The organism is Ignavibacteria bacterium (assembly GCA_017302895.1).
GTDB lineage: Bacteria > Bacteroidota > Ignavibacteria > Ignavibacteriales > Ignavibacteriaceae > UTCHB3.
The window spans coordinates 743038-762495 of record JAFLBV010000001.1; the positions used below are offsets into that span (position 1 = coordinate 743038).

10 protein-coding genes are annotated in these 19458 nt (G+C 43.7%); 2 read left to right on the top strand and 8 right to left on the bottom strand.

Annotated elements, in window-relative coordinates:
• Positions 1-25: 25 nt before the first annotated feature.
• From J0L60_02905 to J0L60_02915, 3 genes are all read right to left on the bottom strand, one after another.
• Positions 26-385, bottom strand: a complete 360-nt coding sequence (locus J0L60_02905; GenBank protein ID MBN8545059.1) for an endonuclease domain-containing protein — start codon at positions 383-385, stop codon at positions 26-28.
• Complete coding sequence (mnmE, locus tag J0L60_02910; GenBank protein MBN8545060.1) at positions 382-1737, bottom strand: tRNA uridine-5-carboxymethylaminomethyl(34) synthesis GTPase MnmE; 1356 nt, start codon at positions 1735-1737, stop codon at positions 382-384. The genes J0L60_02905 and mnmE overlap by 4 nt, the downstream gene beginning before the upstream one ends.
• A gap of 76 nt (positions 1738-1813) precedes the next feature.
• Positions 1814-2806 carry an acyl-ACP desaturase gene (locus tag J0L60_02915; GenBank protein ID MBN8545061.1) on the bottom strand — a complete coding sequence of 331 codons (993 nt, stop codon included), beginning with the start codon at positions 2804-2806 and terminating at the stop codon, positions 1814-1816.
• 198 nt (positions 2807-3004) lie between these two features.
• On the opposite strand from J0L60_02915, the gene J0L60_02920 reads away from it, so the two are divergent.
• Both J0L60_02920 and J0L60_02925 read left to right on the top strand, forming a co-directional pair.
• Complete coding sequence (locus J0L60_02920) at positions 3005-4309, top strand: thymidine phosphorylase (GenBank protein MBN8545062.1); 1305 nt, start codon at positions 3005-3007, stop codon at positions 4307-4309.
• 105 nt (positions 4310-4414) lie between these two features.
• Positions 4415-8344 (top strand): alpha-amylase, encoded by a 3930-nt coding sequence (locus J0L60_02925; GenBank protein ID MBN8545063.1) that lies wholly within the window; start codon positions 4415-4417, stop codon positions 8342-8344.
• Between the two features lie 107 nt (positions 8345-8451).
• Here J0L60_02925 and J0L60_02930 read toward each other — a convergent pair whose 3' ends face one another.
• The 5 genes from J0L60_02930 to J0L60_02950 form a co-directional block, all read right to left on the bottom strand.
• Entirely contained in the window at positions 8452-11160 is a 2709-nt protein-coding gene (locus tag J0L60_02930; protein ID MBN8545064.1) for a hypothetical protein, read from the bottom strand.
• A 166-nt stretch (positions 11161-11326) separates the two neighbouring features.
• Entirely contained in the window at positions 11327-13084 is a 1758-nt protein-coding gene (locus J0L60_02935) for a right-handed parallel beta-helix repeat-containing protein (GenBank protein ID MBN8545065.1), read from the bottom strand.
• A gap of 11 nt (positions 13085-13095) precedes the next feature.
• Positions 13096-14403 carry a hypothetical protein gene (locus J0L60_02940; GenBank protein MBN8545066.1) on the bottom strand — a complete coding sequence of 436 codons (1308 nt, stop codon included), beginning with the start codon at positions 14401-14403 and terminating at the stop codon, positions 13096-13098.
• A gap of 387 nt (positions 14404-14790) precedes the next feature.
• Entirely contained in the window at positions 14791-18171 is a 3381-nt protein-coding gene (locus tag J0L60_02945; GenBank protein MBN8545067.1) for a S8 family serine peptidase, read from the bottom strand.
• Positions 18172-18331: 160 nt separating this feature from the next.
• A complete protein-coding gene (locus J0L60_02950; GenBank protein MBN8545068.1) occupies positions 18332-19444 on the bottom strand; it encodes an alkene reductase in 1113 nt (370 codons plus the stop codon).
• Positions 19445-19458: the final 14 nt, after the last annotated feature.

Below are 19458 nucleotides of genomic sequence, written 5' to 3' on the forward strand. Positions count from 1 at the left end.
ACCCGAGAAGCCAATAAAGCAGTCATCACCTTACCGGAAGATGCTTCCTTATTCTCTCCAAAACTTTATTGATATCATCAAAGACTTCTTCATTAAAGAATCTTATGGTTTCAATTCCGATAGATTCAAGATATTTATCTCGTGCGAGATCATATTCCACAGCTTCTACACCGTTGTGGGAATCGCCATCAAGTTCGATACAGAGTTTTAGCTCGACACAATAAAAATCAAGAATGTAGTTGTTGACGCTGTATTGTCTTCGGAATTTGAAACCGGTCTTTTTGTGTTTTAGTTCGTCCCACAGCTTTTGTTCTGCGGAAGTGGCGTTATTCCGGAGGTTTTTTCTTCTGTCTTTGAGATAATTTCTATTGAAAAGATCTGTCATTTTCCAATGCAGAAGTGCATAAAAATGTTATTCAGGATATCATCGGTTGTAATCTCACCGGTAATTTCTGCCAGCGAGTTTTCGGCATTTCGAAGATCGACAGAGATAAATTCTCCGCTCAGATTCAGATTACATGACTCCCGGGCATTTTCGAGATTTTGTTTTGCCTGTTTGAGGCAGTTATAGTGTCGCATATTTGACACTACTGCACCCTTCTCGCTGTATGACTCTGAGCCGAGAGCTTTCTCTTTTAATAAATCAAAAAGTTCGTAGATACCCTCACCCGTTTTTGCTGATATCGAAATGTCGGCTTTTAGAAGAGAGGAATGTTTGATATCCACTTTGTTGAGCACCACGATGATTTTGTTTTCACTTGTTAATTCTTTAATTTCATCATAAAGATCGACTGAGATATTTTGTACTACATCGTTGATAAAGAGAACGAGGTCGGCGTTTTTTACCGCCTCTCTGCTCCGCATTACACCTTCAATTTCAACTTCATCATCTGTCTCTCGAATACCGGCAGTATCGAAGAGGCGATACAGGACTCCGTCAATCACCACCTCCTCCCTGATGATATCCCGGGTTGTACCCGGAATGGAGCTGACTATTGCCCTGTATTCCTTAAGGAGGTAGTTTAAAAGTGAAGATTTCCCCACATTTGGTTGTCCGACAAGAGCCACATTCACGCCATCTCTGATAACCCTGCCAAATGCATATGATGAGAGAAGCTGGTCTATTTCGGAGATGATACTTGTGATTCTTTTGATCAGTTCATGCCGGTCAACAAATTCGATATCTTCCTCGGCAAAATCGAGTTCCAGTTCAACCAAAGAGGAGGTATTTACGAGCATGGAACGCAGTTCGTTTACTTTCGATGAAAGCAGACCATCCAGTTGATTTCTTGCTCCGCGAAGTGAAGCTTCGGAACGGGCTGAAATGAGCTCCATTACCGCTTCCGCCTGCGAGAGGTCGATTCTGCCGTTCAGGAAAGCTCTTTTGGTAAATTCACCCGGCTCTGCATTTCTGATTCCAAGATCGTAAAGCAGTTCTGTAATCCGTCTGGTAATTGTCGGATTCCCGTGGCAGGAGATTTCTATCGAGTTTTCGCCTGTGTAGGAGTTGGGGGCCTTAAAAACTGAAACGACTACATCATCAACAATATTGCCATCGGGGGAAATGATTTTCCCGTATTTAAGGGAGTGGGAAGCTGCATTTATGAGTGGCTGGTTACCCCGGAATATCCGGTCAGCGGCGGAAATTGCGTTTTCACCGCTGATCCTGATAACCGAAATGGCGCCAACTCCCGGCGGAGTGACTATGGCCGTAATTGTATCTTCTTTGAAATTCATAAGTTACAAAAATAAACAAATAAAACCGCAAAGAAAAATAAAGCCGCAGCGAGCTTATTATATAAAATAAATAATATTAAATTGCAAACACTCTGTGGTATATGAAATCGAAAGAGAACGATTTTGTGTCCACTCTTCTGTCGATATATTCTGCGACCTGTTTTAACCTTTTGGGGATGGCGAGCAGTTTATCCTGTGCGATTCTGCCGGCTTCATTCAATCCGGTCAGAGCCTCCACTTCCCAGAATTTCAGCACATCTTCGACGATCTTTTTATAGTCCCATGGACCATAAATTCCCGATCGTCTGACCACATCAGCCATTTCTTTAAAGTTGGGCATGCTTAAGCCCGGCATTTCGATCGAGGGAAGAATATGCAGAGCGGATTCAAGTGCTCTGTTGGTATCAATCGAAAGGAGGGACTTCATGACCTTCCTGTAGAAAGCATAGTGTCGTGCTTCATCCGCAGCGATTGATGAGAGAATACCCTCGAGGAGTGGTTCATATTTCCCGGCAGTTTTCCCCGTATTGCCATGGGTTACCTGGGTTGCCCTTTCCTGAAGGGAAGTGTAGGCAAAAACGCGATAGGGATCTTTATCCCATGCGGGTCTGAAACCTGCTTCCTGATAGGCATACTGCATAATTTCGACGCATCTAAAATTAAAGAGGCGGGAGTCGCGTGCATAATCACGGAGAATTCCACCGTGCCTGTCTTCTTCAGCAGTCCAAATTGAGTTCCAGGTTTTCCAGACGCTTTCCTCACCGAGATAGGTTGCCAGGAGGCGGTGGAAGTGGGGCAATCCTTCCTCTGTCAGGAGACCAAGAGCAACTGCCACCCTTACAGAATCATCCATTCCTCTTGCCCGATCCCGGAGAATTTGGATATTTTTAACTTCATCATCACTCATCTTTTCATCAGCAGGAAGAAAATCACTGGGGAACCACAATCTTCTTTTTTGGAGATGCTCGTCCATCATTTCAGCCACTTCAGTCTCGAGAGTCTGCAACACCTCCGCTTTGCTTCTGCTTTCAGACTCAAGGCTTGGTGGGGAGTTCACGATTATTTCCATATTTTACAACCTTTCGGGTATTTATACCAGATGGTAATTATTTTCAAAAAGAATAAAAACAATAATTTTTGATAAATTAAACTTTAATATAATCATAGACTTCTTTTAAATGAGGGCATAAACGGTTGTAGACCTTTCGGGTATAAAATTTCACATCAATTTTTGTTAAGTTTACAGGTTAAAATTTAGGAAAAATGGATGAATCCGGTAGAAATCATAGTAAAGAAAAGAGACGGTCTTGAGCTGTCTGACAAAGAGATTGAATTTTTTATAAACTCCTACACACAGGGAAAAATTCCCGATTATCAGGCTGCTGCACTTCTAATGGCAATATTTATCAGGGGATTTTCAGCAAGGGAAACCAACACTCTTACAAAGACGATGCTTTACAGTGGAACCATAATCGATCTTTCAGACATCCCGGGTCAAAAAATCGGGAAGCACTCTACAGGCGGAGTGGGAGACAAAACTACTTTTATCATTCTTCCGATTGTTGTCGCCGCCGGCATCAAATCGCCACAGATATCGGGCAGAGGTCTCGGCCACACAGGTGGCACCCTCGACAAGATGGAGGCAATTCCCGGATTAAACACCAGAATTGACATCAAGCAATACCGTGAAATTATGAAAAAGCAAGGCGGACTTATCATAGGTCAAACCGCAGAAATTGCCCCTGCCGACAAGCTGCTTTACGCTCTTAGAGATGTTACAGGTGCCGTGCCGACAATTCCTCTCATCATTGCAAGCATAATGAGCAAGAAAATGGCTGAGGGAACTGACGGTCTTGTTCTTGATGTAAAAACAGGTTCGGGTGCATTTATGAAAACCCTGGAAGAGTCGAGGAATCTTGCCCAAGGTCTTCAGGGAGTGGCAAAGAGTTTTAACAAAAAGTGTATCGCAATGATTACTGAGATGAGCCAGCCACTCGGATATAAAACCGGAAACTGGAACGAAATTCAGGAATCCGCTGATATTCTGAAGGGATTTTATGTCGAAGATTTGTGTGAAATCTCATTCGCTCTCTCTGGTGCAATGATTATGCTCGGCGGAAAAGCAGAGACAATAGAGGAAGGAATTGAGATCTCCAGGAGAATGGTAAGTACAGGCAAGGCGTTCGATAAGTTCCTCGAGATCGTGGAAGCTCAGGGTGGGGACATCAGTTTCGTTGTAAATCCCGAGAAATACCCCGTATCCTCAATAAGAGAAAAATTGTATTCTCCCGCAACCGGTTATGTATCAGCAATTAACGGTTATGAAATCGGGATGTCGCTTATCGATCTGAAAGCCGGAAGAATGGCGAAGGAAGATGATATCGACTTCAAGTCAGGTCTGCATCTTCAGGCAAAAGTTGGAGAGCATTACTACAAAGGACAGGAAATTGGCTACCTTGACGGTGAAGACCCTGAAAAGATAGAAGCTGTGAAGGAAAGGATACTGAACTCCATCTCATTCAGCGAAGAAAAGGTAGAGAAACTGAAGCTAATTAAGGAAATAATCTACTAAGATTCAGAAAAATTTCTTAATTTTCAACTTGTCCTAATCTATATTAGGAGAATTGCGGGCTGTGACGCACTTTATTTTGAAAAGTTGAAAATTTGGAGTTTAAAGATGATTTTAAGGCTAAAGGAGATATACCCGGGTTGTGATCTTGACAAGTCCGTTCGCTATTTCCATGTCTCTAAAGAAGCCAGAGGTAAATACGCATTTGAAGAGGAACTGTTTTCACAGACAGGCACTCTTATTGTTGCCAATTTTGCAGCATCAAGGAGACTTGCGGCGAGAATCAACCGTAAAAGAACGGAAGAGAAGCTCACTGACAAACTTGTAACACCCGGGCAGATCAACGCTCTCGGATTGTTGCACGAACTCATTCACCTTGTGCTCAGAAATTATGAGCAGGTTCAGAATCCCGGCGTATTTTCCCGTACCGTAAATCATCTCTCCGAAATGCTCGGTGGCGACGACTTCGCAAAAGTGCTCGAAAGGTATGTGGAGGTTTTTCCGCCACTTTCTGTATATAAAGGCACCTCCACTGTAAAGGAATACCTCGCCGGCTACACAGACAAAAAAGCCAACAAAGAAATCATAATTGAAGAATTGATTATTCTTCACCTCGAAAACTTAAATCCCGCATTCGACTCCCTTAAAGAAATGTTCAACAGCGCCCCGCTTGAAGAAGGAACCAAATATAAGGTTCTAATAAAAGAGGCGAAGACATTCTTCCAAAAAGAAGAACCGGCAGAGTTTTTTGGCATCTCTCTTATCGATGCACTTGAATCGGTAATCCTTTCAAATCCATACGAAATAGTCGAACAGCTAAAAAGTTTCAGGGCATTCTGGCCCCTCGGTCTCGACTTCCCCCTGGAAGACCTCGTCCTCCTCGGTTCCGATCTCCTGAAGGAAGATGCAAGACTCTTCCAGGGTGGCGGAGGCGGAAAAGGGACACCACCGGTACCCAAGTACGATTTCAACAAGGAATATGCAGCCAAACTGAAAGAGTCGCTCAAAAAAGGACAACCCGCACCGATCGATTTTGATGATGTGGAACTCAGTTTCATGGTCGAGGAAGAGCGGTTCACTGAAGACATTGAGTGGATGCCGAATGTTGTTATGATCGCCAAGAATACTCTCGTCTGGCTCGACCAGCTCTCAAGAAAGTACGCGAGAAAAATTGATACCCTTGACAAAATTCCGGATGAGGAACTGGACGCACTTCAGAAATGGAATTTTAATGCCCTGTGGCTAATTGGTGTGTGGGAAAGATCGACCGCCTCGGCGAAAATAAAACAGTTTTGCGGAAATCCCGAAGCAGCTTCGTCTGCCTACTCCCTCTACGATTATGACATTGCCACCGAACTCGGAGGCGAAAGAGCTTACGAAAATCTTCGTGACAGGTGTGCTGCCCGCGGGATAAGACTCGCAAGCGACATGGTGCCAAACCACACAGGAATTTACTCAAGGTGGATAATCGACCATCCCGAATATTTCATTCAGGCACAGGAACCACCATATCCGAATTACACTTTTTCGGGACCCAATCTCTCCGACAATCCCGATATAGAACTCAGAATAGAAGACCGCTACTACACCCGTCAGGATGCGGCAGTTGTATTCCAGCATATCGACAGAAGAAACGGAAAAACCCGCTACATCTATCACGGAAACGACGGCACAAACATGCCGTGGAACGATACTGCCCAGCTTAACCTTCTCGATCCCGTCGTTCGTGAGGAGCTTATAAGAACCATCCAGAAAGTGGCATCAAAGTTCTCGATTATTCGCTTCGATGCGGCAATGATTTTAAGTAAAAAACATTATCAAAGGCTGTGGTTCCCTGCTCCGGGTGCCGGTGGAGCAATCCCCTCCCGTTCAGATTATGCCATATCGAAACAGACTTTCCACAAAATGATGCCGAAGGAATTCTGGCGTGAAGTGGTGGACAGATTCAACGAGGAGATGCCAAACACACTCCTTCTCGCAGAAGCATTCTGGCTGATGGAGGGTTACTTTGTAAGAAGCCTCGGCATGCACAGGGTTTACAACTCCGCCTTCATGCACATGTTCATGAAGGAAGAAAACGACAAATACCGGAATCTCATCAGAAATACGATAGAATTCGATCCCGAGATTCTTAAACGGTATGTAAACTTCATGAGCAATCCTGATGAAGAAACTGCGATCAACCAGTTTGGTAAAGGCGACAAATATTTCGGTATCTGCGTCATGATGGCGACACTTCCCGGACTTCCGATGTTTGCCCACGGACAGATAGAAGGCTTTACCGAAAAATACGGAATGGAATACCGGAAGGCATATTACAATGAGTTTGTGGACGACCACCTCGTTGAAAGACACCGTAAGGAAATTTTCCCTCTCCTTAAAAAACGCTACCTCTTCTCACAAGTTAAGAATTTCGAACTCTTCGATTTCCACGACGACTACCGTCATGTAAACGAAAATGTCCTTGCGTTCACCAACAGGTTTGGTGAGGAAAAAACTCTCGTCTTCTTCAACAATTCTTTCTTCCACACTTCGGGAATGATTAAAAATTCCGTCGGAAAAAGGGTAAAACCACAGTATCTCGATTCCGCCGCAACCGAAGATAACTGGGAAGCCTCAAATGTTGAAGATCAGAAAGTCTCTCCCAACGAACTTGAGTTTAAGTCTCTTTCAACCGCACTTCAACTGAAAAGATACGACGGTTATTACTACACCTTTAAGGATATGATAACTGGCCTTGAATACATCAAGTCGGGCAGGGAAATCGATGATGACGGCTTTGGAATGACGCTGAACGGTTATGAATATCATGTCTATGTCGGCTTCAGAGAAGTGTTTGACACTGATGGAAGCTGGTTGCGTCTCAATCAGTTTCTGCACGGACAGGGCACACCATCTCTCGCACTCACCCTGCTGGAACTGAATCTGATAAATGTTCATCATGCCGTAATGGAATTCTTCAACAAGGAAATATTGCTTGAAATGAAGAAGTTCGCCGGTCTGGTTCCTGATCCTCAGCCAATCAATGAATTCAGCACAACTTTCACGATGAGGTTTGGGAATGTTCTGAACAGGATTGCGGAGTACAAAAAAGTACAGTTCAACGGCAACATTGTAATGTCATCTCTCAAAAAGGAATTGCTGGTTCTTAAAGGATACGCCAATTTTATCGACAGTCAGAGCGATGGTGTGAAAGGTTCTGCGAGAATTGATAACTTCTGGCTCCTGAACAAAAAAGAGGAACACCAGATATACACCGATATTCTGATTCTCTATACTGTGGTGAAAAGACTCCTTATTACAATCGAGGAGGCAACGGGTGAAAAACCTGTCGAACTGTATGACTCGCTTCTTTTGGAAAAACCGCTGTGGCAGTCGATAATCAGACTTGGCGACAAGTATCAGGAAGCCAAATACGAATTCGATTTACTTAGAATTCTTGAATCAAGTGAGAATGTTTATACCCGAAAAGGTATATTTAATCCCGAAGGGAAGCAGGAATCACTGAATGACCAGTTGCCTACAATAACTCTTCTCCAGACGAAGGAAGTGAAGGCATTCATCGGTGTGAATGAATTTCAGGGAATTAAATACTTCAGCAAAGAACAGTTTGTTCAGTTGATGACCTGGATTTATACACTAAATGGATTAAGGCATGCGGAACGGGTCGTCAGGAAAAATTCCGAAAAAACGAAAGACCCTGTAAGCATCTTCAAACTTTTCAAATCGAAAGATTTTACTCAAAGCATTAAGACGATGTCACAATATGTGGAAGGTCTCGTAGATCTCGCCATCCACTCAGGATACAGATTTGAGCCGTTCCTTCAGGCGATTCCAAAGCTTCACGATTCCATCTATCAGCCAAAAGTTGAACCTGTAAAGACAGCAAAACCGGCAAAAACAGTGAAGGCAAAAACAAAAAAAGTTAAAGCAGAAGCAAAGCCATTAGCAAAGACGAAGAAAACAGAAAAGCCGGAATCAAAAAAACCGGCTCAGCCAAAGATCAAAAAATCAACTTCAGGTAAAAAGAAGAGCTGATTTTTTTAAGAACCTCAGAGCTTAGGAACCTCAGGAGTACTTGAGTACTTGAGTACCTGAGTGATGGATTTGGATATTCGTGCTCAGATAATCAAGTACTCAGGTACTCACTTCACAAAAAGCATCTTATCCGACCGGATGAACACGGGTTTCAGGTTTTCATCCCTTACTGTGAGGTTGTAGAAATAGACCCCTGATGCCATGTCATTCATCGTTCCTGTCTTTCCCGGGGTGAAGTCCCTCTCATGCTCTCCTGCAGGTAGCCAGCCGTTGTTCAATACCGCAACGGTTGACCCGTTTACATCGTAAACTCTCAGTATCACCTCTCCCGGTTCTTCAAGCCTGAATCTTATTGTTGTGGATGGGTTGAACGGGTTGGGATAATTTTGGTAGAGTACCACTCCCTTGGGTGAAAGTTCTCCGCCTTCTGCGATATCTGTCAGTACCACCGTTACACTGTCCCATTTACTTACAAGTCCCTGATTATCCTTCGCTGTAATTTTGTATGTATAGTTTCCTGTCGGGTCAGAGAGTGAATCGGTAAACATTGTGTCTCTGCCTGTATATATTCTGTTTAATTCTCCCGGGATGAAATACGGGTCTCTATCCCTGTGAAGTGAGAATGAATTGAAATCTGCCTCTGTACCTCCCCGCCAGTGAATCTCCATTCTCCCCTCGTCTTTTAGGAGAGGGGTCGGGGGTGAGGTAACAAGAGTAAACCTTGGTTTTTTGGGTGCAAGATCAAGATATTCGTATCTCTGACCGTAGGGACCTCCATACCTTCCGATGTCACTTCTGGTTCCGTCAACATCAAGGATGGTCGGGTCACCGGCATCTATGAGGGGGGAATACATCTGAAGACGGTAGTTGCTGCTGTCGGTACCCTCATACATCGGGTCAAATGAAGTGTAGATCAGAGTATCGGGATTAAGTTTTGAAATATCATTGGATATTGTGCCGTTGCCATAGAAGTTGTTGTAACTGATGTTGCCTGAAACTACTCCTGAATTTGAAAGATCGAAGATTGTGCCACATGAATCGATGTTGTTATTTATTAGATGTAATGGTTGCACGCTCCAAGGATATACAGCTACTCTACAATTCAGAATAATGTTGTTTTCGAATAAACCGCTCGCCTCATCCAAGCCATGTGTTCCTTCACCATTTTTACCAACCATAAGATTGTTATAGAATCGACCTGCTCCTCCAAATAAAGGTATGTATATGCCGGCATTTGAAAATTCCAAAATTATATTATTATAAAATCGCCCATATGAACCAGCAATTGGATGGGAACAACGATAAACCAGATTGTTTGATACACTCATTGATTGTAGTGTATTTGGTCTTGTAACAACATCGATTCCAAAAGTTGATCTCGCTACAAAATTACCGGTGATTGTGCCGGTTGCAAGATTGGTCCATATCCCCCTGTAAAATCCACCGATAAATTTATTGTTTCTTATATTGATGTGAGTAGAATCTCTAAACAGTGGCAAATACACGCCTGAGTGATTATTCAGGTAGCTGTATGTTCTAATGGTCAAATTTTCAAGATACAGATTATCAGTTACCTTAAAAGCTTGTAAAAACTGAAACTGAGGAAACCCACTCAAATCCACAATGCAACTGTCAACATCAATACCGATTATCGCAAGGTCTCTCCCTTGGTGTTCTGATACCACCTGTTCCCTGTAGATACCCGTCCCGATCAGTATCGTATCTCCGCTCTCACACATGTCCACAACTTTCTGTATACTGTCAGATGCAGTCGCCCAACTTGTGTATGGATACACAGGTGTCGGGTTGCCCGCTTTCACATAGCGGATTGTTGGCACAACAGCCCGACCACTCCCTGAATGAGGAGTCCGTCCGGAGTGACCCTTCTCAGCAATCTCATCTTTTTTGTTGAGGTATCCTGATTTTATATTGCTGTTCGTCTTACTGAGCATTTGGCCGTTCTTCAGCGAGAAGCGTTCCAGGATTCTTTCCTTGTCTCTGCCGTAAACATACCAGATTAACTCATCCATCACTTCAATATTATCGATGTAAAGTTCTCCGTGGGTCACTGTGCTGATACCTTCAGGAAGTACAACTGCATACGATATATTCATCGATTTTATGCTTTGCGGGTCGATTGTACCGGATGAACTGTTATTGGGACTGCTTATTATTCGCAAATCGTATGGAAGAATGATCAGCGTAAAATACTCATCAGACAAATCTTCCCGTTTTACTTCCTTTCCCGCTAATGTGACGGTTGTCGTCTTTCCTGATATGTCTGTCAGGTTCAGATTCACCCGTAATGAACAAACCGTGATGTTCGAATCAGGCCTTCCTCCTCCCTTTAACTTAAATTGTGCCAGATATTGTATCAGCATTGAATTTGGAAGTCCCGGCAGATTTGTAAAGCTGTAATCCTTTTCCTGATAAATAAATGGACCTTCAACGAGTGTGATTTCCTGGCGGGTTTTGTTGCAGGTTGTGTCTGTCAGCCACTTTTCAGGTAATTTGGTTTTGACATAACTCCCCGATTGATCGCTTATGACAGTTGTGTAATTGGAGTCACGGTTCATTCTGACAGTGCCGGAAAAATTGCCACCACTGCCTCCTTCTGCTTCCCAAACATTATGGATACCGTGAGAGAATAGTTTCTCCCAGTCAATTTGGCTTTCATCGGGTTCAGATATATTCCAAAAGCTGTTTTGTGCAAAATTTTTCCCGAAAAGTATCCCGTCCGGTACCTGTGATTTTAAGGGAAGGGCAAGAATGATCACAAAAATCAAACTTAAAACTGATATTACTCCATTTCTCATTTATCTGTCCGATGAATTGTTCCGATTTGTTTTATGATTCTATTTTGAATATTCAAAATAATAATATTAGTCTTTAAAACAAAATGGCTCGAAGAACCTCAGAACCTCAGTAATTCCGAAGTACTGAGGTTCTGAAACTCTGAAGCTCTGCAACTGCGATCTTCCGCTACTTCAAGAGCAACATTTTCCTGACAGATGAGTAAACAGGTACTCCTTCCGGTGATCTCACATCTATCTTGTAGAGATAAATCCCACTGGCAAGTTCGTCACCTCTGAACTTTGTCTCATGGTATCCGGATGGCATCTCCCCGTCTTGCAATACCCTCACAGGTTCTCCCGTTATTGTGTAAACCGTCAGTATCACTCTTCCGGGTGACTTCAACCTGTATCCTATCACTGTTTCAGGATTAAACGGGTTCGGGTAGTTGTTAAACAGTTGATAATCCTGTACAACCTCATGGCCCTCCCCGGTTATCCCAACCGGGATGATCCTGATCTCTTCACTTTCCTCTGATACATTCCCCTGATTGTCTTCTGATCTCAATCTGAGGTAATAACCTCCGCTGAATCCCTGGATGATCTTTGTGAAGGATGTATCAGTTGTTCTTGCAATCAGACTTAATGAATCTGAATTGAATCCTTGTGTTGTGTCCCCAAAGACAAGATACTGCTTAAAATCACTCTCGTGGTTCCTCTTCCAGTCAATCCGGATAGTATCACCCGCAACTGTTGCTGCTATACCTCTCGGTTCAAGTGGGGCAAGATCAAGATAAGTGTACGATTTACCGTCGCGCCCTCCGTACATGCCAATGTCGCTTCTTGTTCCGTCAGGGTCTTTTACGAGCGTATCGCCCGCATCTATAAGAGGAGAGTAAGCCTGAAGATGATAATCTTTAGTCTCGTCGGCGAACATCGGAAACCGGGTGATGTTTGAGATGGTGTCGACTGAGGCACCACCTGTCGATCGCCAGTTTACACGGTTGTTCCAAAAATTATTGAATCTTAGAGGACTCTCTCCGTTGAATCCGTAATACTTGCCGCCTGATATTTGGTTGTTGAAGATGTCACGATAACTTGAAGTACCGTTGGTATTAATAACTTTACCAAAATTTCCGATATATACATTATTGTTTATTGTATCTGGTCCCAATTCTGAACCGACACTGTATTCAGTCACATTTGGGAACAGACTGATAATCAGATTATTATGGATCCTGGAAGGACGGTTGTCTGCCCAAATAGTTATCTTAAAGTTGTCACTTAACCGATTATATGGCGCCGCCACAAGGATGTTGTTGTAAACATCGACCTCGGATAATACCGCAAAGTAAATACAATTTTCACTAGTTGTAATGTAATTGTTGGATACAAAGCATTTGGTGGAGTTGGCAACAAATCCCATCAAAGACGAATCAATGACGCTGTTCTGCACAAAAACTGTGTCAATATTACTGAACCCGAAAGCAGTGGCATGGATTGCGGCTCCACAATCTGACACTTTGATATTTTGAATCCGGATTTTCATCCTTAGCCCCCCTTTTCTATATGAATATATACCTGTATGAAATTCTTCAAACATCCCCCAACCAACAACCTTCAGATTACTTATGCTACAATCGTTTTCCATCCATATACCGGTAGTCGAATCCTGCGGAATCTGGATCCATGTGTTATCCCATCCAAGCCCCAACAACACAACTCCTGCACTAAACCTTACAACCTCTGTATAGATACCGTCTCCGACTATAACCGTATCACCAATACCCGATATTCTCATCACCTTCATAATACTGTCGGCTGCAGTCTCCCAACTCGTGTATGGTGGTGTACTGTTCCCGGTCTTGCTGACATATCGTCTCTCAGCACTACTGCTTAGTGACATTATCAGTGCAAGTGCTATTGTTACTCCTACCAGATTTTTCATCACCCTCTCCCTCATTTTAACAATACAAGTTTTTTGACAGATTCGTTTTGACCCGATTTCAGCCGTGAGGTAGAAGCAAATGTACTTCCGTAAAAATAGAGACCGTTTTCGGAGGGTGTGTTTACCCCATAAGGGAAATACCAATACATTAGCCGTCTTGGTTTTACATACTTGTACCAACTGCCCAATGCATTGCCTGATTCCCTCATATTGTCCCATCCTGGGTAAAAATGAGTCATCAACGAGACTTGTGATCCAAGGGAATCAAGCACAGACTGAAGTGTCTTTATCGGGTAATAAGAATCGAGTGAATTGGGCTCATTAAGTGTTATAAAATACTTCAAATTTGGCTGAAGTCCGCTGAATCTTGATAGATATTCATTAAGCTTTTGATCTCTCAGATTCTTAAATTTAACAAAATAATATTTCCATATGCTGTTATCATAGACTTCAACATGCTTCAAACCCAGTTCCGCATTACCAAGCCATATGACTTTGAAGCGGATTCTTCTACTCTCACGAAAGTATGAATCTTCAACACCCTCTCCCGGAGCTATTGTCGTCGGTGGCAGTGGCAAATCTCCCCTCCCGCCTTGGGGAAGAGTATCCTGGCTGTAGTCGTATTCCATACTGATATCCGTGTAGCCTTCTCCCAGCATACTTTTTGTAACTATTTTTTCCGCTAATACTATCGAATCCGGTCCCGCTCCTATTACTGCCTGTATCATGCACACCTCTTCTCCTGCCCCGATTGACTGAATGTTCTTCAACCGGAAAACAACGGTGTAGTTTATTAATCCGTTTGAATTATACTTGTTGGTGTAAACATATTTTCTGTACTGACCATAATTTGGTCCGTCTATAAACAATTTACCGGTAAAACTTGTATCCGTCCCTGTAGTAACACCATCACTTGTCACAGTTCCAAATAGTTTACGGAGCCCCGTATCACCTTTCAAATCCGGAATAAAATTTTGATCAGGCACCCATTTCGAATAAAGTGCATTGCTTAAATAATATACCCAGTCTGCATTAGGTTCATGGAATACATTATCTTTTACGGAATCATTTAATGCGATGATGTTTTGAAAGTAACCAAGGCTGTCAAAATTTGATGTCTGTTTGCCTGAAATGGGAACTACTGCCCTTTGCAGTATAGTGTTGAATCCAAGAGACTTTACTAATGAATAATTGTAGAGAGTAAACCATTTGTCAGGTGTAGAAGTAAGATATGTCCCTGTGAGGATTGAATCAGGTCTCTGTGCGTAAACATTTAATGTTATCAGCAACAAAAACAGTTGCAACTGTACGGTCTTCATAGTTTGCTCCGCGTATCGTTAATAGATCATCAAAAATATTCACGGAACCCTGCTTCAGGTTCCGAAAACAGAATCCGGCTGAATGGTCTTAATGCTGATTCACATCTTCGCGGAGAAAATTAATCCACTTTCGCACTTTAACTGAAGTCAACATCCGTCCCAAGGAGACGACTTGCTGTTTCGATTAAATTAACATTGATTTATTAATAATTAATAGTACAAATATAAATTATTTAATTGAATTAGAAAGCCTTTGTTTCTGTGTTATATTCGAGGAGACTTGTGGCTTCCAAGTCTGTTTACACCTGACAACAAAAAAGGCTGCCATCTTTTAGAACTTCAGAACTCCCAAGTTCTGAGGTTCTGAAGTTCTGAGGTTCCGGGGTTCTACTTCATCAAAAGCATCTTGTTCACGGAAACAAACCTGCCCGCCCGCAGTTCACACAGATAAATTCCGCTTGGGAACCGGGAAGCGTTAAAGTTTACTGAATGGTATCCCGCTTCCATTTGTTTGTTTATCAGAGTTTCGATTTTCTCACCTGACGAATTATATACGACAAGCGTAACGGGCGCCGAAACAGGTAAACTGAATCGTATAACGGTGGATGGATTGAACGGATTTGGATAGTTCTGATCGAGTGAGAATTTATCAGGGAGTGTAAGATCCACATTTACCATATCTGAAAAGGAGACGGTTCCGTCATTGTCCATTTGTTTCAGGCGATACTGATATTTCCCGGCAGAAATTCCCTCATCTGTAAATGAGTAGTCGTTGCGGGTGGTGGTGGTTCCTTTTCCTTTTATAAAGCCCGCTTTCTCCCAAATTCCGTTCCCGCTGTTTCTTTCAATTTCAAAGCCAAAATTGTTGGTTTCTGTCGCTGTTGTCCAGTCCAGTTTTATCCGTCCGTTGGATACGCTGCCGGTGAAAGAAACAAGTTCAACGGGTATTTCCGAGGAGTTAATCATCGTTACTTTTACCGTATCAACAGGTTTTACGGGATCATTCGATCTGATCAGAATATCCATTGTGTATGTTCCGAGCGGGATGCCGACTGCCGACATTGCGAGTCTGACTGCTGAAGAGTTTCCGTTGTATAACAATCCCGCAAGATTTGTTGCCGTTACCCATTCAGGTTGAGCCTGAAACCGCACAGCGAGATTATTCTGGATGAAAGATGAATTGTAGGCGGCACCAAGTCCTGTGCTCCCCGTCTGATTTTCAATTCCGACAGAACTTGAGGTAAGCGTGCCTGTCATGTTTTGATACTGATAAACGATTTTTCCCGAATTAAAGAGAATAATCTGAAAGTTCAGGCTTGATGTTGCACTCGCGTAGTTTTTCCAGTTTTTATATTGGATTATGGTCTTGTCAGGGGAGTTTTTGTAGAAAACCTGTCCGCCATCAGTTCCATCCAGGTCATCCCAAAACGCTGCCATAAGTCCGTTCGGATTTGCAGAATTTGGAATTGTCGCATTTGTGAAAGAGTTAACGGTTGGTATTGCAAAACTGACAAAACCGTTTGATCCTGCATAAACGGTCGAGGTGGTCAGCCCGTAAAACTTAAAGTTGAATCCCAGGTTTACGGCGGCGTATCCTTCATCTTTTGCATTGTAGGTACCCGTCTGAATCCAGTTTGTAAGTTCCGTACCTGTGGTTGAGATATCCTCCCAGTTGAAAACAGGTCCGTTTGGTTCCCGGCTGTCGATCCATTTGTATCCGGCGGAATCGGGTCCACCGGCGCCCTCGATTGCGTACCCGAATCTTGATTCAGGTTTGTTTTTATCGGCAAATTTAATTATCTGACTAAAGTCATCTTTATTGACCCCCAATAATGAAAGGGAGAGACTCCCCTGCGGGAATGTGTTGTTTATCATTTCAACGCTGTATGAAAGTGTTGAAGGGTTTGCCGAAGAATTGGTGATAATTATCGAATCCACTGCCGATGTACCCGACTGTATGGTTCTTATCAGGTTCCTCGTCGAAACCAGAAGAGAAGGGGCTTGAAGAGTTGTCCCCGCTGCGGAATTTGAGATAAGGGAAGTGTTGCCCCAGTTGTCCTGTGATCGAATGGCAAAATATTGAGCTGTCGAGTGAGGGAGATTTTCTGCAACAAGAGCTTCCTGCTGACCCGAAGGTTTTGGATTTCCCTGAAAAGCCAAAGGTGTGGCATTCTCAAAATCTGTCTGGGTTAATATCGGTGAAGTTGCTCTTCTGATTAAATATGAAACCACACCGTTTCGTGAAGTATCTGCCGGGGCAGTCCAGGTCAGTTTGAGACTCCCCGATGTTGGTTCTGAAACTGCAAGATCCGTAATCCGGGTTGGTGGCACTGTGTCAGGTGGAGTTCCGACTGCAAGAACTGCATTATAAACATTTAACCTCCCGCCAGTTACAGTCTGACCCAAAAGAGCAGGAATCGGGTCGGTCGCATCCAAAAGATACTGTTTGAAAAGGAGAGCCGTTGCTCCCGGATTGGTTTTGTATGCCTGCAGAAGTCCTGGATTTGCAGCAGATATCATAAGTGCAATTGCACCTGCAACCGTGGGGGTCGCCATCGAGGTTCCCGTTTTGGTTGTGTATGTGGATGTCTGGTCTGTCGAGAGAACTGATGTTCCGGGTGCACCGAGATCAATCGTTGTCAGTCCGTACCCTGCACCCGAATTGCGGGTGTCAGTTCTTGTTGTGTTCGTAACGCTTACAAGCCAATTGCTTGGGCATGCAGTTGGGATGTCCCCCTGAAGATCGATATTGATACCGAGATTGGCAGTGGCACCGCAGCTGAGAATACCATATTTACCGAGAGAGTCATACATTGCGCACCAGATCGGATAATTAACAGGCTGTCCATAATCCACACCGAAAGAGGAGTTGGTTGAAACCACGAATGCTCCCTTTGCACCGTTTGTTTCGTTATAAGTTGCTCTGTGTTCAAGTGCAAAGGCATAAGCTGCAACGACGGTTGCCTCTGACGAGGATGATCCTGCAATAATCATCACCTTGGTTTTCCAGTTGACACCCGATACCCCAAGGGCATTGTTCCCTCTTGCGGCTACAATTCCCGAGACATGCGTTCCGTGACTGTCACCGCCGGGGGTTCCGTTGTTTGAGTAGGCGTTCCAACCGAGATAATCGTCAACATAACCGTTCTGATCATCGTCAATGCTGTTGTTTGGAATCTCAAAACGGTTCACCCAAAAGTCGAGGTCGGGGTGGTTAAGTTGTGCCCCGCCGTCAATCACAGCTACCACTATGGTATCTCCCAGTGCTGTTACCCCTCCTGTAGAATAGTCCCAGGCTTCCGGGGCATCTATATCCGCATCGGGAGTTCCGCCGCTTTGTCCTGTGTTGTTAAGTGCATACTGTTCATTGAATCTCGGATCATTCGGGAGGGTGCTTCTTTCGTCTGTCTCTTTTGGTGCCGAAGCATCAGGGTTTCTTTCCGTGTAATTTCGGTCATCCCTTATATCCATATAGTGGTTATACTGAACGATACTCACCAAAGGGTGGGTTCTCAAAGAGAATAAAACATCGTCCCCGCTGGCTTTTTGGGTATTGTAACTCATCAGCCAGATGTTCATTCTTCGGGAAAGCAGCCTCTCTGTTTTCAGATCAAATGATTTGAAATCAGGAACCACATTCGATGCTTCCGCAGCAGGTTTCAACTGAATGATTATTTCGCCGGGAACAAGATCACCGCCTCTTTGGGCATAACCGGATGTAAAAAGAGAAATGGCAACGACTAGGGAGAGAAAGAAAGATTTTAACACAACTTCACCAAATAAGTTAAGAGTAAAACCCAAAGATATGAAAAAAAGGGAAGTTGTCGCTGTTTCATAAAAAAGGCTGCCCCTCTCGAGACAGCCGTGAATTCAATCTTCAGAAGTTCAATTATCAAACTTCATACTTCTGACTTCAAACTTCAGGAATTCAGCCCTCAGCCTTCAGAGCTTCAGCCATCAAAGTCGGATAATCGGTATATCCTTTTTCGCCGCCGCCGTAAAAAGTCTCTTTCCCCATCACCTCATTCAATGGGGCATCGAGTCTGAACCTTTCGGGGAGGTCGGGATTTGAGAGGAAAGGTACACCGAAAGAAACGAGATCGGCATCACCCGCTGCAATTACCGCATTTCCCTTCTCCTTGTTGTATCCGCCGTTAATTATTATGGTTCCGTTATACAGCGGTCTGAATGTTTTTGCAACTCCCTGCTTAAATATCTGATATTGAGGAAGTCCGTCTATTGGAGCGAGGGGTTCCATTAAATGTAGATAAGCGAGACCGAACCGGTTCAGGTTTTTTATTACAAAACCATACGATTCAACCGGATTCTCATCAAGCATTCCGCTTGTTACACCACCGGGGGAAAGTCTTATCCCGACTCTCTCTGCACCAACGGCTTTAACTACAGTTTCCACCACTTCAAGAGCGAATCTTCCCCTGTTCTCTACACTTCCGCCATAAATATCATCTCTTTTGTTGCTGTTTGAGTTGATAAACTGGTCGACAAGATATCCGTTTGCGCCATGAATTTCCACACCGTCGAATCCCGCCTCCAAAGCAAGAAGTGCAGCCTTGGCATAATCGTTAACTACCATCGGGATTTCGTGAAGCTCCAGAGCCCTTGGAGTCTCGAGATCGAGCATTCCCTTGTGGGTAAAATGTTTACCGGTGGCTCCGATTGCCGAAGGAGCAACGGGTAAATTACCATTGTGGAAAACGGGGTGGGAGATTCTGCCTACATGCCAGATCTGGGCGAAAATTCTGCCCCCCTCTTCATGTACTGCATCTGTTACCACCTTCCAGGCTTCCGCCTGCTCCGGTGTATGAATCCCCGGTGTCCAGGGATAGCCGACACCCTGTTCCGATATTTGAGTTCCCTCGGTGATTATCAATCCGGCAGAAGCACGCTGACTGTAGTATTTTGCCATCAATTCCGTGGCAAGATTTTGGGGAGCGCGACTTCTTGTCATCGGTGCCATAACCATTCTGTTCTTAAGATTAAGTCTGCCAACCGTTACTTCTGATAAAAGATTCTTTTCCATTTTGTTTCCTGATT